The organism is Acidaminococcus nyctereutis (genome assembly GCF_052216985.1).
Lineage (GTDB): Bacteria > Bacillota > Negativicutes > Acidaminococcales > Acidaminococcaceae > Acidaminococcus > Acidaminococcus fermentans_A.
In genome coordinates this window covers 22,011-37,581 of sequence record NZ_JBQOUY010000022.1, presented here as the reverse complement: position 1 = coordinate 37,581, position 15,571 = coordinate 22,011, and the positions used below count along the sequence as shown (strand labels likewise).

The following is a 15,571-nucleotide window of genomic DNA, read 5'->3' as shown; positions in this document are numbered from 1 at the left end:
TGAGCCATTTGTTTTTCCTCCCTCGGTATTATGTGGGTTTTGGTCGATTTACATTATACCTAAAGGATGAGCATATGGCTCATTTTTATGAAATTATCTTTTTACACCATTATATGGACGTTACCAAAATGGGAGATGCCTTATAAATTTCTATTGCTCTCAATAAATGAGGTCCATGACCAATTACGGTATTTGCGCCTGCATCGATACATTTATGAGCAAATTCGACCAAAAAATCATCTGGGATTTCTTTATTTATCCCCTTTACTTCATGAGAATGTATTGAAACAATTATATAGTCAGATTGATAAGAAGCGGCTTGAATCATTTTTATAATCCTTTGCATGTCTGTAGTGTTAACAGTAGAAATTCTTTTTGTTTCATCTCCAAGTTTAAACTTCAATTTTCCCAAGCAATACTCTCCTTCATTCAACGGAGGTAAATATCCTTCAGATCGAAAAATGTCATCAAATGCATTTACATTTGTAGCCTCTGCAAGTTCTTTTACAATTTTCATTTGATTTTTTGTAACTTGAAAAATTTCCTTATGCCGGATTCCATTAACCCCCGGTCGTCCAATATAATATCTTGATTGTTCTCCTGCCATTGCAGGGGGTTCAAAAGTAGAAGTAGCTGCAATGAGTCCAATACGCCCATTTTTAGTATCTAAATATGCAGGAGCAGCTGCTACAGATAAATTTTTTCCACATCCTGCATGTACCAACCTAGATGAATCTAAAGCGTCAATAGTTTCTAGAAGTCCCCAATGTGAAAAATCCATTGAATGATTATTAGCTGGGGTAGTCATATTAAATCCATATTTTTTAACATCTTCTAAGATTTCCGGATCAATTCTAAGATAAGACCCTCCATTGTATTGATTTCCCCATCCTTTACCACTATTAACAGTCGTTTCTAAATTAAAAAATCGAGCATCTCCTTGTAAAATAAAATTTCTTAACTCGTCCAAACCTTCGTAATCGTCAGGAACTCTTCGTTGAATTAGCATATCCCCTGCCGCTGTAATACATAAATCATGATTTCTCATAATATTTCCCCCATGCCCTCAAATATTATATTTTTAACCAAAATAACTATTTAAATGCATCATAAACAACTTTAGAAATCGAACTTATGCATTCAATTCCCTCCAAATTATTAGGCAAGTCAGATGTAAACATTGCAATAACATAGCGAGTATTATCTGGTAATTCAAAAATACCAACATCATGTTGAATGCAATCAAGGTCTCCAGTCTTATTTCCAACAAGTACTTTCCCTTCGGGAATTATATTTATCTTTTCATAACATTCAACTACAGGTAACTTAGCTGGTAATTTATTACGATATTTTTGACCACACATATAAGAAAAAATGGTGATACATATTTCTTTACTAAGCCACTCTTCTCTTGCTATTCGTGAAAGCATTTCACCGATATCTTTAGTACTCATATAATTGTTTTTACCTTTTTTTATTGCCTCAAAATCAAGCATTTTGCGTTGCCAAATAGTTGAATGATATCCTTGTTCATTGCAAAATTGATTAAATCTACTTTCACCTAAAATATCTATTACTTCATTTGTCGCCGTATTATCACTAAGCATAATCATTAATTTACCTAAATCTCTCACTGTCGGATTAAAACGAAAATCGAGATTATATAGTATACCAGTGCCTCCTACTCTGTTTGAAGCCTTAATTGCATGGGGTTGATTTAAATCAATGCGGCCTTCGTTGCCATCTTTTAATAACATTGCAACCATTGGAATTTTAATAACACTAGCACAAGGAAAAAGAATGTCTTCATTTATAGTAAATTTTTCATTCGTTTCACAATTTTCAATATATAACCCAACTTTTCCATTTAAAGTTCCTAACACTTCATAAATTTGTTGTTCTGGGATTTTTGATTTACTCATACGATTTTCTCCTTTCAATCTAACATGTTATTGAGACATTCAATAAAAATTTAAATCATTTATCAGCATTCAAAAAGTAATCCGTCATCAACTGAATTGCAAATTTCATAGTCTCCTCTTTAGGTAAAAAATAATTACTATGGAGCGGATAATTAGATTCACAGCCAACATGAATATACAATGATGGAATCTTTGTGCCATAATAATAAAAATCTTCCCCAATCAAACTAGGATGAGAATCCGTATGCACATGAGCATTCCCTAGTTTTCTTATTGCTATATTAGAGAATTCTTTAAACAATCTGTAATCATTATTTACAACTCCATATCCTTGATTAATGTTAACAATGGATATACCACCATACATTTGTGCTATATTAGTAGCAATTTCCTTTATCCTCTTATGTATATAATTTCTTGTTTTTTCATGAATAGTACGTACAGTTCCTTCAAGTATCACCTTATCACAAATAACATTATATCTTCCAAATGATTGAAAGGAACCAATTGCTATTATAACGTTATCAAAGGAAGAAATTTCTCTTCGAAGCCTACTCGTTAGCGCTAAATCAATTTCAGAAGCTATAGAAATTGCATCTACACCTAAATGCGCTTCAGCAGCATGTGCATTCTTTCCATTTACAACTATTGTAAAACGATCAGAAGCCGCCATAATTGGTCCAGGACATAATTCGATATCACCTACTGGAAGAGAAGGCCACATATGTATTCCATAAATCTCTGATATTTTCTGGTCTTCCAAAAACTTATTATCTACTATTGATTTAGCCCCTCCTTTAGGATTATCTTCTTCAGCAGGCTGAAATAAGACAATAATATTATTAGTTAATGATTTTTTTGCTTTATTTAATTCACAGGCTACTCCAGCGGCTATTCCAGTATGCATATCATGTCCACAGGCATGCATAATATTGTTTTTTTTCGATGAGAATTCAACACCAGTATTTTCACTAAGCGGTAAGGCATCGATATCTGCACGAAAACAAACTGTCTTCTTTGCACCAATATCAATTTTTACAAATCCGCCGTATGACTCTTGGAATGGCACAAAATTCAACCCTTCAGAATTTAAAAATTTATGAATTCTATTCGTTGTTTCTTCTTCTTGATTACTCAATTCTGGATTTCTATGAATTTGTCTTCTTAGTTCAATATATTTTAATACATTCATAAAATACTCCATTTCCTCTTAGGCTTTATTTTTCTAAATGATATGTTTCTATTTTAGAAACAAAATATCAGTACTTTTTCTAATATCTCTACAAATTAAAAAATGAACTTTATTATAGGCTACCTATGCAATGGCGGCAGGATAATATCCTGCCGCCATTGCACCTAAGAATTAAAGATTTCATGGCTTAAACAATAAACATGTATTTGATCCTAATAAACTTTCAGGGAGTTAGGCTAGATTATGTAAATCTATTAAAAACCGTCCAAATACTTCTATTATATTTAAGCCCTGTTTTTCTCCGTCAAAACATTATAAAATTGAGGCTGTCTATCCCTAAACATATGAATAGTACTTCTTACTTCTTGAGTATATTTATAATCGATTGAGCCTGTAATGATTTCTTCGCTATCACTACCTTCAGCTATAATATCTCCCCAAGGATCAATGATAATCGAATGTCCGCAATATGTCCCCATCGGGCTTGCACCAACACGATTGCAAGCGACTATATACATTTGATTTTCTATTGCTCTAGCAATCAAAAGTGTTCTCCAATGATTTACACGAGGATTAGGGAAGTTCGACGTAACTACCAACACATCTGCTTTTTTCAACGCATAAATTCGCGACAGCTCACAAAAACGAATATCATAACAAATCATGAATCCTAGTTTTCCGAGCTCAGTATCAAATACTTCAGTTTTATTTCCATGCTCATAAGGAAAATCTTCATCCATATCGCTATATAAATGCATCTTGCTATAATCACCTACAATCTTACCAGTACGGTCAATCAAGAAAGTTGTATTTCGCATCTTTCCATCAGAATGCATTGTTCCAATCGATCCTCCAACTACCCAAACAGAATACTTTTCAGCTAATTGTTGTAACACTCGAACTGATTCGCCATTTTCGTTTTCAATAAAATCTTCCATATGATGGAACATTTCATCAGAAAAACCACTTGCCCAGTCTTCAGGGAGCACTACAACATCTGGTTTGGGCTCCCTTTGCATAGCTTCTTCAAACATACGGGTCACTTTTTCATAATTTTTTATCGCATCACAAAAGGCAATATCCGTTTGCAAAAGAGCAAAATTAGTCATGGTACTATCCTCCTTCAATCTGATTAATTTATTAGACTTAAGAAACGTAAAGTAAAGTTCTTATCAGCAAAAAGATAAAAGTTATTATAGTAATAATCCAGCCATTTGCAAGCATTGCTTTAATATTCTTCGATCTTGCTAATCCCATCTGTCCAACCATATCAACGGTGGGTGTTACAAAAAAAGTAATTTGACATGCAATTAATACGACCAATCCCCAAATACCCATAGTAATTCCCAATTGTTTAACCATAGGAAGAAATAGTTCATGAGTAATTTGAGCTTGTGCGACACCGGTTCCCGAAATTCCAAAAACGCCAATTGCTGCTGAAAGCATCAAGAACGCAGTTTGTCCTCCAATAGCAATTAGTGGCTGCATCAATTCTGCTATAGCATTAAAAGCACCTGACTTGCTAACATAATTTAAAAATGGGTCAAACAAAACGAACATAAAAAACATCCAAAACATCTTTGATCCACCCTGGATCATTGTATTTAAGGAATCCTTAAAGCTTAACCCACCTGTCAATCCAACGACAATAGACGCAGTCATCATGACTAGAATTGCATAAGATGCTCCTGCTTTTGCAATAAGACCATATATAACCATTATTGTCATTATTGAAAGAAAAGCCATTGTTGCGTTTTTGCATTTTTTATCTGGAATAAAATTAACGGCTTCTCGGTCTTCATCTTTATATGTTTCCGTTAACTCTGTTTTATTCTGAGTCTTGCATGCCATAACATAAGTAGAACCCCAAACTATAATTGCCAACGGAATTCCTGCATTAATCAAATAATCTCCATAAGAAAGGCCTGTCAATCCCATTATTGTAACAACCGGAGGGACAAACGGGCCAATATATAAACCTGTAGCTCCCGCTCCATGTAAAATTACACCTAAAGTTGAAGGTGTAATTCCAACACTTGCTACAATTGGGATAAGAATAGGAGCAATAATCGCATTAGATCCAGCTAACGTCCCTAAGAGAGCAACTAATAAAGTAGAAGTAATCATAGAAATTAAAATTGCCATTTTTTTACTTCTCAATTTAAAACGATTCACAACATTATATACAAGGTTATGTGCAACTTTAGTCTGTGAAAGCACTTCTGCCAATCCAGCTCCTAAAACAATGATAAATCCAATTAAAGCACAAAATGATGACAATGCCTTACTTATTGTAGAAGCAAACCCAAGTATTGATTCTCCGTTAAGGATTGCGCCTAGAATAACACATAACAAAACTGATACATTCATATCTTTTCCACGTAACATTAATATGATATACAACAACAACGGCAGGAATCCAAACAATGGGTGCAATCCAAAAATCATTATAAATCCCTCCTTGTATAACTTTTGCTAACATCACGCGTTTCGTATTCAAAAGAATTTCTCTAAAAAATAAAATTTATCCTAATCTATCCACATCCCTTCTCTTTAATATTTTGAGGACCTTTTTGCCGGCAGTAATGAGATTCTCAAAATACAATTAAAATCAAACATAGATATTCATTTCCAAGGCAATTTTATCTTGACGTTTCATTCGATCTAACGTCATATCTGTATTAACACTACCTAAAGTTGCTATAAAACAATTACATAACGTAATCGCACAAATAGGTGAAAAATGTTCACCATTTGGTGCAAGCAACACTTCATCGGCATTAATTGCAATTGGTGAAATCGCATTATCTGTAATTAAAATTATTGGCGCATTTTTCTTTTTAAAATATTCACAAATTTTAGCAGAAATTGATGTGTAACGCGCGTAAGAAATCATTATTAAACAATCTTCTTTTTGCACATTACTCAGCTCTGAAGGAAGCATTCCGACTGACAAAGAGATTAAATGAATATTGTCTTTCATTTGACCAAGCATAAATGCCAAATAATATGCAACAGTATACGAAGATCGTTGTCCTGCTATATAAATTGTCTTTGCTCTTTTTAATATATCTATAGATTTCTCAAATTCTATTTGTAATTCCGGTGTATAAAGTTGTTCTAACAATTTTATATTATTGGAAATGATACGAAAAATTTGATTCGAGTCTTTATTAAATTTCTCTGCGCCTTGAAACATACGTTTTAATTGAGAAAAAGGTACACGTTTTTCATTTTCTTGAATCGCTTTTTTTTGAAAATCAGAAAAACTACTATACCCTAAGATTCGTACAAATCTTGTAATTGTTGCCGGACTAACACCAGCTCCTTTACTCATATCTAAAATATTGGTATACATTATTAATGAGTAATTTTTAATGATATAAGAAGCTAATATTTTTTGGCTTTTAGAAAGCTTTTCATACATTTCTCTAATATTTTTTTTAATAGTTTGGTTTTCATCCATTTTGATTTTCCTAGTTTCTTTTAAAATATAAAATAATTTATATATTTTAAGTTGATTTATCTCGAGTATATCATTAGTAAAATATTTTTTTAACTTTATATGTATATTAAAAATTATTTTTCTTATTTTGTCATCTTTTTTACATTTTTTATCTATATCCCATTTAGTTTATTTATTGAAGGCGAATGCACCATCTAAATGCAACAAATAATTTTCTTAAACGAAATAATAGAGCCAGTGTTAGGTAACCGCAAAAACATCCGGTGTACAACATATAAAGCAACAGGCCCTGCCGACCAAAGCCGGCAGGGCCTGTTGCTTACTTGCATATATCCTGTACTTCTTCAGACCAGGGCATGAACTGTTGCAGCAGTTCCGGATGGATCCTGAAATCCATGTTGGGCAGCTTCTCGAACAGGTAGGTCAGATAAGTGTATGGCTCCAGGCCATTGGCCTTACAGGTCTCGATGATGCTGTAAATCGTGGCACGGGCTTCCGCTCCTTTGGGAGAAGCCCTGAATAACCAGTTTTTCCGGCCTATGGTGAAGTTTTGGATGGCCCGTTCACAGATATTGTTCGTCATGGCAGCTTCTCCATATTCCAGGTAGGCGCTCAACTGCTTCCTGTGGAGGAGAATATATTGGATAGCCTTGCCCAGCGGCGACTTCAGGCTCGGCTGTTCGTCCATTTTCGTTTCCAGCCACGCAAAGTAAGCCTCCAGCTTGCTTCTTTCAAGCCACAGACGTTCTTCTTTCCGCTTTTCTGGATCCAGTTCCGCCAGTTTCTTGTCTTCGGCAAAAATTTTCCCCAGTTTCTGGATAGCCTGGCCGCAGGTGGTCTGGGCAACCTCTTCCTTGGACATGTCGACTGGGATGGCTTTGACGAACTTCCTCCGGGCATGCACCCAGCACAGGGCATGGACTTTGCAGGAGACCTTCTCATATCCTGCATACCCATCAGTCTGCAGGATTCCCTGATACCCCTCCAGGAATTTCCTGGCGAACTCACCGCTCCTGCCCTGGCAGTACTGGTAGATCCGTACCTTTTTCAGTTGTTCATATTCCCCATTGGTATACACCCACATGAAGGACTTGGTGGTGTTTTTCCGGTTCTGTTCGTTCAGCACCTGGATCGGGGTCTCATCCGCATGGATCACTGCCTGTTTGAGCAGCTCTGCCTTCATGACACTGACCAGAGGAACCAGCCAGTCTTGGGAAGACCGGATGATCCAGTTGGCCATGGTTGCCCGGGAAAGTGGCAGGCCGATATTCTTCCATTTCTGTTCCTGACGGTGGAGCGGCACGGCCATCTGGTATTTCTGGACGATGACATGGGCTACGGCAGATGCTGTGGCCATGGAATTCTGCAGGACGCTGTGAGGCACTTGAGGCTTCTCAACCACAAAATGTTCCTGCTTCCGGCATTCCAGGCACTGGAAAGATTCCCGGTAGATGTCGATGATCTTGACCTGGGCAGGGATGAACTGCACTTCTGTGCGGATTTTCTCTTTGCCCATGGAGACCAGGGGACTGCCGCAGCGTTTGCAGATCCGTTCATCTTCCGGGAGAGTATACAGTTTTTCTTCATGGGGAAATTTTTCCAGCAGCTCGGCCCAATCCCGCTTCTGCTTCTTGCGCCGTTTGTGGGCCGGGGCTTCGATCTCAGGTTCCGGTGCCGATGGTTTTGCTTCCACTTCGGCCTCATTGAAGAGATTAAACTGGTCTGGCCAGATCTTTTCCGCCTGCCACAGAACAGAAAGAGGGCAAGCTGATGGGGATTCAGATGGAAATGGTCAGCCACCAGAGCAACCAGGCCCTCGATGGATTTCCGTATATCCGTGTATCCACAGGCCAGGTAGATATGGTCGGCAGTGATGTTGCGGATTAACACAAGAATACCTCTTTGAGGACCTGCAGCGTACGCTGCAAATCTGGCGCAGCAGTTCCCTCAGGGCTTTCAAGAGAAGCAGAACCCACGTGGACGACCATCTTCCCGCAGGAATGCTGTTGCTCCTGAGCCAGAGAGACGGGTGCAAATTGAGTAATACAGACGGGAGCCTGAGGATTGGCCAACAGCGCTTCCTCTCTCAGTTCCTTGATCCAGTAATACATCGCATGATGGCTCATCTGACGTGACCGACAGAACGCCTTGATGCAAAGGCCGCTTTCCTGTCGCTCCTTTAGAATCTGGCTCCAGTATTCCAGAGCCTTCTGATGTTTTATGCGTTGAAATTCACCCAAAACAAAACCACCTCCAGAAATGAGTGACACGAATAGCTCGAAAAAAACGACACGTTGCGCACCGTAGAGAAATTCGTTTTTTTCGTGCGATATTTTTAACATCCGTATTATCTCAAACTAAAGGTGGTAATTCCATACACCGGATTTTTTAGCGCTTACTGTAGCTGTACTACGATGAAGGTTTTACCGAGAACTTATTGATACATACCAAGGGAAAATGCTGCCGGGATATGGTCTTACATTATTATATGACAAGAGGTCTTGTAGACAAATAATATTTACAAGACCCCAATGTATATTACAGGACTTAAAATATCAATAAGTTTTAATCAAAGGTACTCCTAATTAAACGAATTTTAACAGCATTACAAAACTGCACCTAAAGATATTATGATTATGCTTCATTAAGTTTATTAAGAATCAAATCAATCACATTGCGATATTCCATAACCGCATCGGCCGGAATTAGAGATGGAATATCATCTGCGACCATCAATTTTAACCGTGCTTCAGTCGCCTTGGACATTGAAGCATCCAAGCCCATGTTCTCCAACGTAGAAACTACTTCTGTCATTTCGTGAGAACGGCGCTCGGCATGGATAACGGTACGATAAAGTACAGCATCTGCATATTCTGAAACGGTTTTGCCTTTAAACGTATTATCGATATTTTTCATATACTCGTCCAGCACTCCATACTTAGCCGCAGGAAGCATGGACTCCAAGAGCAACTGGGGCAATCCTTTACTGAAAACACTTTTAAACATTTTAATAGCTGAGGCGCCACCAGCAGGTGCATCAAGAGGATGTAAATTCATACCATAAGAACTAAATATGCTGTAAAATTTCTGTACGCCTTCTTGTACACCTGACATATACATTTTTGTTTTATGACCCTTTGCTGCAATAGATCCCATTACTGCAACATCGACAAAATACACTCCTCTTTCTCGATGGATTTCGTCCATGTTTTCTTTAGTCTTGGGAGAGGTAGCATTTAAATCCAGATAAACCTGCCCTTTCTTCAACTTTGGGATTACCCGCTTTGCAATACTCAGAGCACAGGATGCCGATGTATTATTAAAAATGAAATCTGCTCCTTCGTAAGCACTTTTCAGAGTATCTGTCAAGATAACACCAACTTCTTTTGCCCTGCGGCGAATTAATTCACCTTTTTTAGGATGGTCTCTATTTGCATCAAACGCAACCAAATTTTTTAAACCTTCAGCGGACCAGCCTTTCATGATATTATAGGCAGCTTCGCCAAAACCAATATATGCAATTTTCATAATATTCCTCCATGTAATTATAGTTTTCTCAGGCAGCAAGTTAATATTAAAATATCATTAACGTGTCAGTGTTTTAAATAAAATACATGAGGGTGCGGGAATAGATACGCGTTCCCCCGTAAAGGTCAATTCACCAGTCTTACTATTCACAGCATATACAGTGATATCCCCAGTTCCTGGAATCGCATCTCCTTCTTTTGTAATTGGATGATTCGATGGACATTGTCCAATATTCGCGCAATACAAATGTTGACCCTCTTCATCAAATGTAAAGAAACGTGGAATGCTTACATGATCCTTTGTCCAACCAATCGACTGCAACCGCCCATCTTCTAAAATATGAAATATTGCGATATTGTTCGCTCCTCGATTTGAAACGCCTAATAATGCTCCATTAGGATGTATCGCTATTTCTCCGGCCGCATTAAATAACCCAACAAACTCCGGTGGCACAGTTGGTAACATTTCAACTGGAGTAAGCACTCCGTTTTCATAATGGCATACAAGCACCATACCATAACGTTCCAAAAGTTGATATGCTACTGGTTTAGTCGGATGAAAAGCAATGTGCCGCGGGTAAGAACCCCCGTATGTATGTAACACACTGATATCTTCCACCTTATTTTCCTTTAGATTGTGGAAATATACATGAACAGAGTCCATCCCTCGACAAGGGACTGCAAAAAAGTGTTTTTGGATATCGTGCAGTACATGATGAGGTTGTGCAGCATGCTGAATACTGGTAATAGGTCCTAATTCCCCCTTCGGAGTAAAAGATGCAATTTGAGCACCAATAGACCCATCCTTATTCAAAGAAAATATTTGAACTGTTCCAGCAACGACATACAGATAACGATTACATACTTCACACGCAAGTCCTGCACCACTTTTTACACTATTAACGAAAGATAAACGCCCCGTTTCTTCATCAATAGCATAAGCATAGATTTCATGACCTTTACCTTGAACCCCATATAAAAACTTTTTATTTTCCGACATTGCCAGGTAGGAGGGATTAAATTGAGGTACTGTTTGGATCCTTTCAAATGAGCCGTTAGGCTCTTTCTTGAACACGCCTATTCCACCATCACCGTTTCCACCACGTTCTTTCATTGTGAAGCAGCCCACATACATTATAATTGCATTCTTCGCCATTTTTTTCATTCAGTGATTCTCCTTAGAATTCAGTTGCTGCTTTTTTGTGCGAGGAATTTATCAATATGCTGTCTTGTTGAGTTGCACATCCTCAAGACGTCTAAAGTCATGCTTTACCCCCATTTGAAACTTCCTCGTCATCGTCCTCAGCAAGTATATTTTTTTCACCACGAATATTTTTTTTAATGACAAAAATTAAACAAACGAAAGTCATAATCATAAAGAAGCACGAAATTGGTCTCGTAAAAAATGGTACGAAGCTTCCGCCGCCGGCACTCATTGCTCTTCCGTAATATGTTTCAAATAGACTACCAAGAATATTGCCCAGTACAAAAGGTGCAGTAGCAAACCCAAACTTTTTCAAGAAAAAAACAGCAATACCAAAGCCAACTACAAGCAACACATCAAATGTGCGGCTTTTATCTGCAAATGCACCGACCATACACAGCACAATAATCGCAGGATACATAAGATATTTTGGTAAATCGAGGACCTTCACAAAAAGTTTGATTCCTCGCCATTCCAAAAACAACATCAAAATATTTGCAATGATAAAAGAAGCAAACACACCATAAGCTAATGCACCATTTTTCTCAAAAATCAGAGGACCAGGAGTTACACCTTTAACAGTTAGAGCAGCAATTAGTAATGCTGTAGGAGTATTACCAGGAATACCCAGTGTAAGTGCCGGGATCATTGCCCCGCCTGTATTGGCATTGTTGGCAGTCTCAGATGCAATCAAGCCATCAATGATTCCTGTTCCAAATTTTTCAGGATATTTAGAACTACTCTGTGCCATTCCATACGACAACATACTGGACGTATTTGCCCCCAGTCCTGGAAGAATGCCAATACAAATCCCAATGACTGCACTGCGGACCATGTTTACGGTCTGACCCAAGAACTCCTTCATAGTTAGGCCAAATCCTTTCATTTTATAAGCAGCTTTTTTGGCTTTTGGTGTTGCGTCACCAGCAGATTTGATTATCTCCGCAATAGCAAAAATGCCAATAAGTATAACCGTAGTAGACATGCCAGACATCAAATATCTTGATCCCATATTGCAACGCATGACGCCACCGATTGGAGAAATTCCGATACAAGAAACAAAGAGTCCTGCCGCACCAGAAAGCAGTCCATTAATTAACGATTTACCAGCCAGGCTAGCGATTACGGTCAGACTCATGAAAATAACAGCACAATACTCAAAAGGAGAAAATTTTAGTGCGACCTGCGCAAGAGACGGGGCAATAAAAACTAACGCTACCGCACTTAGCATGCCTCCGATAAAAGAATACAAAACAGAAATACCAATCGCACGTCCAGCTTCACCCCGGTCTGCCATGGGCCCACCGTCAAAGACAGTAGTCAATGAAGCAGGCGTTCCAGGGATTTTCAATAGAACGGCACTTATACATCCACCAGAAATACCTCCAACATATAGACCAAGTAAAAGTGCAATGCCTTCTGCTGCTGGCATGCCAAAACTTAGCGGTAAGAACAGCACCATAGCCATTACTGCTGTCAAACCAGGGATAGAGCCAAAGATAATGCCAATTGCTGTACCAACCAAACTCCAAAACAAACAGCTTGGTGTTAATACAGAAAGAATACCCTCAATTACCATTTTGCTCTCCCTCCTCTCATATAAAATCAAGAACACCAGCCGGAAGCAATATGTCAAACAAATTGACAAAGATAAAGTAGATACCAATTGACATGATAAGAGAAACGCCTATCATTAGCCCCCAATTTTTCTTACCTTCTTTGAGGATAAACATCTGTATCATCATATAGACAAAAGTCGAAATAATGAATCCGATAGATTTCATGCAGCCTGCATATACTGCAATCAAGCCCATAGTAACTAGATTCTTTCTTGATACTTCAACGAAAATTCCATGTTTCCGCTTTTCAGTATCCGCTGGCATACGCAGACCTACAATCAGGCGAAGAATGCATAAACAAACCATCAGCCCTGAAAGTATTGTTGGCATCATATATGGGTGGAGTGTCAAATTTGTCTTCCCCAACTGTAAATAACAACTGAAAAAAACAATTCCTGAAATAATCAGAAAAATAATTGATGAAGTAATTTGTTGCATCTTAGTCAATTGTTATTTCCCCCCTAGGCGCTTACGGATTGCTTCTATTTCTGCCTCTTGAAACTTTTTATGCTCAGCTGAAGGTATAAAGGTAACATTACCTCCAAGCTTATTTATATCGGCAATGAATTCGGGATCTTTGGTAATCTCCTGTACCATATTTTCAAAATAAGTAGTTATATTAGCATTTATGCCCTTTGGGTAACGGAAGCCAAAGATGTACGGACTTTCAATCTTATGACCAGTCAAATTGGACAAACATGGAACTTCTGGATGTGCGTCCATAGGTTTAGCACCAAGACTACCGATGATATAAAAGTCACCATTTTTCACATAATCTGCCAATAACGAATAATTCGCATAGACCACATCAGTATGCCCTCCTAGGCAAGATGCAATTCTTTCCGTTGCAGAACCAGAACCTTCAACATATTTTAGAGAAATTCCAGCCGCATTCTCAAATTTACGAATAATATCCATACCGTTTGAATTGGTATTTACATTAATAGTTAACTTTTGGGGATTTGCTTTTGCATAAGTAATAAATTCTTCATAATTATGAATACCGGTACTCTTGTTGACAACAACAGTATACGAATTATCCGTTAATACACCGCAGCCAATGTCCACGTCTTTTAGATAAGACACAGGAGCATTACCAAGAGCTTCATTTACAAGGCAACCATCATGATTCCAAAGAAACGTATATCCATCAGGCGCAGCTGAAGAAACTGAAACAAGGGCATTGGCCCCTCCCGCTCCAGTTGTATTAGTGACAATGAAAGTTCCCCCGGTTTTTTTTGCCATATACTTTGCAATCGTACGTGCGTACATATCACTATCGCCACCAGCTGCATATCCAACAATAAAATTAACTGCTTTTTTAGGCCAATTGGACTTTGATGTTTGCCCTGTAGACTGTGTGTTCTTTCCAACGCAACCAGTGACACTGAGAAGCATTGCAGCTGCTACGAGTAATAATAATGCCTTTTTCATAAGCACGTATCTCCTTTCATTAACAGTTGTTTATTGATTCCCATGATTCTTACCAGCGTACCTTCTTAATATAAGCAACTCCAGCCTGCTCAGTTTTCTTTTCCCAGTTTGAGGAATGCTTATCAACATCAATTCCGTGCAAGTGATATGCTTCTAACTTTTTTTCTTCCTTCGCCAATTTTTCAAGTGCTTCCTCAATAACCAGTGGAGCGTCTTCCTTACGAATCACAACGATTCCATCCAAATCTCCGACCAGAATATCACCTGGCATAACAACCACACCACCGCAACATACCGGAACATTAATTTCACCGGGGCCATTCTTATAAGGACCTTGTGGGGTAATACCTGTAGCGTATACTGGCATATCCAGTTTCAGAATACCATCCAAATCCCGAAGTGCACCGTTTACGACGACGCCGGCAAGGCCTTTTTTTTCTGCATAAGTCATCATGATTTCACCTGCAAGACTGCGTTCATTACAGCCACCGCCATCAACCACCAATACATCACCTGGTTGCGCAATATCTAGTGCACGATGAAACATCATATTATCTCCTAAAGGTGCGTGTACTGTAATCGCAGTTCCCAGCATCGATTTATGATTGAGAGACCGTATTGTAGCATCCGTATTATACAAACGATTCATCATATCATTGATATTACTGCTAGGAATTCCACGAAACCGTTCAACAAGTGTTCTGTCAGGACGAACTACATCAAAAATACGAAAACCTATAATAGACATATATTTTCCCCCCTTAGTTATAAACCACAATTAGTAAAATTATATTCATTACTCGAGCGCTCATTTAAATTCTTGCAAAAACAATGCCAAAACTAGGTTGACTTTTTTCTCTTATTCTTACGTGCTTTTTCACACTTTACTGAAAAATAATTATTTTAATATCATATATGCATTTCATAATTGAAAAAATATGCAAATATGATATTTTGAAATTAGCATAATAAAGAACAACATCTGATGTAATTTAATATAACTGTCTCTCAAAAAGAAGCAATCAAATTTTAAGAAGATTAATAAATTTAATGTTTTTCTGCATCATGATTCACAATAGTTTGAGTTTAGCGAGGTGCCTCATATGGACCATTCAATTATTTTTATTACTTTAGCGTATCATCACTATTGCTTTACACATGATTTCTTTGAACATCATAAAACCCATATTCCTGTTTTCTTAGGTAA

At 37.9% G+C, this 15,571-nt stretch carries 14 protein-coding genes and 1 pseudogene; all 15 read right to left on the bottom strand.

Annotated elements, in window-relative coordinates:
• Positions 1 to 109 precede the first annotated feature (109 nt).
• On the bottom strand, positions 110 to 1,048 hold the full coding sequence (locus tag ACTUHY_RS09985; RefSeq protein WP_442827605.1) for a CapA family protein: 939 nt from the start codon (positions 1,046 to 1,048) through the stop codon (positions 110 to 112).
• 46 nt (positions 1,049 to 1,094) lie between these two features.
• Entirely contained in the window at positions 1,095 to 1,922 is an 828-nt protein-coding gene (locus ACTUHY_RS09980; RefSeq protein ID WP_442827604.1) for a serine hydrolase, read from the bottom strand.
• A 55-nt stretch (positions 1,923 to 1,977) separates the two neighbouring features.
• Entirely contained in the window at positions 1,978 to 3,114 is a 1,137-nt protein-coding gene (locus ACTUHY_RS09975; RefSeq protein ID WP_442827603.1) for a M20 metallopeptidase family protein, read from the bottom strand.
• Positions 3,115 to 3,398: 284 nt separating this feature from the next.
• Positions 3,399 to 4,223, bottom strand: coding sequence for a carbon-nitrogen family hydrolase (locus tag ACTUHY_RS09970; protein ID WP_442827602.1), 825 nt, complete (start codon positions 4,221 to 4,223; stop codon positions 3,399 to 3,401).
• 37 nt (positions 4,224 to 4,260) lie between these two features.
• Positions 4,261 to 5,562 (bottom strand): TRAP transporter large permease subunit, encoded by a 1,302-nt coding sequence (locus ACTUHY_RS09965; RefSeq protein WP_442827601.1) that lies wholly within the window; start codon positions 5,560 to 5,562, stop codon positions 4,261 to 4,263.
• A gap of 163 nt (positions 5,563 to 5,725) precedes the next feature.
• Positions 5,726 to 6,580 carry a MurR/RpiR family transcriptional regulator gene (locus tag ACTUHY_RS09960; protein ID WP_442827600.1) on the bottom strand — a complete coding sequence of 285 codons (855 nt, stop codon included), beginning with the start codon at positions 6,578 to 6,580 and terminating at the stop codon, positions 5,726 to 5,728.
• 319 nt (positions 6,581 to 6,899) lie between these two features.
• Entirely contained in the window at positions 6,900 to 8,273 is a 1,374-nt protein-coding gene (tnpC, locus tag ACTUHY_RS09955; RefSeq protein ID WP_442827599.1) for an IS66 family transposase, read from the bottom strand.
• Between the two features lie 98 nt (positions 8,274 to 8,371).
• Positions 8,372 to 8,470, bottom strand: a pseudogene (locus ACTUHY_RS09950) (hypothetical protein); the annotation flags it as partial.
• Positions 8,464 to 8,922 (bottom strand): IS66 family insertion sequence element accessory protein TnpA, encoded by a 459-nt coding sequence (gene tnpA / locus ACTUHY_RS09945; protein ID WP_442827598.1) that lies wholly within the window; start codon positions 8,920 to 8,922, stop codon positions 8,464 to 8,466. The pseudogene ACTUHY_RS09950 and the gene tnpA, both read right to left, overlap by 7 nt.
• Positions 8,923 to 9,214: 292 nt before the next feature.
• Positions 9,215 to 10,108, bottom strand: a complete 894-nt coding sequence (locus ACTUHY_RS09940; protein ID WP_442827597.1) for an NAD(P)-dependent oxidoreductase — start codon at positions 10,106 to 10,108, stop codon at positions 9,215 to 9,217.
• A gap of 57 nt (positions 10,109 to 10,165) precedes the next feature.
• Positions 10,166 to 11,272 (bottom strand): lactonase family protein, encoded by a 1,107-nt coding sequence (locus ACTUHY_RS09935; RefSeq protein ID WP_442827596.1) that lies wholly within the window; start codon positions 11,270 to 11,272, stop codon positions 10,166 to 10,168.
• A gap of 97 nt (positions 11,273 to 11,369) precedes the next feature.
• Positions 11,370 to 12,890, bottom strand: coding sequence for a tripartite tricarboxylate transporter permease (locus ACTUHY_RS09930; protein WP_442827595.1), 1,521 nt, complete (start codon positions 12,888 to 12,890; stop codon positions 11,370 to 11,372).
• Between the two features lie 16 nt (positions 12,891 to 12,906).
• Positions 12,907 to 13,368, bottom strand: coding sequence for a tripartite tricarboxylate transporter TctB family protein (locus ACTUHY_RS09925; protein WP_442827608.1), 462 nt, complete (start codon positions 13,366 to 13,368; stop codon positions 12,907 to 12,909).
• 12 nt (positions 13,369 to 13,380) lie between these two features.
• Positions 13,381 to 14,364 carry a tripartite tricarboxylate transporter substrate binding protein gene (locus ACTUHY_RS09920; protein ID WP_442827594.1) on the bottom strand — a complete coding sequence of 328 codons (984 nt, stop codon included), beginning with the start codon at positions 14,362 to 14,364 and terminating at the stop codon, positions 13,381 to 13,383.
• Between the two features lie 49 nt (positions 14,365 to 14,413).
• A complete protein-coding gene (locus tag ACTUHY_RS09915) occupies positions 14,414 to 15,112 on the bottom strand; it encodes an RraA family protein (RefSeq protein WP_442827593.1) in 699 nt (232 codons plus the stop codon).
• Positions 15,113 to 15,571 lie beyond the last annotated feature (459 nt).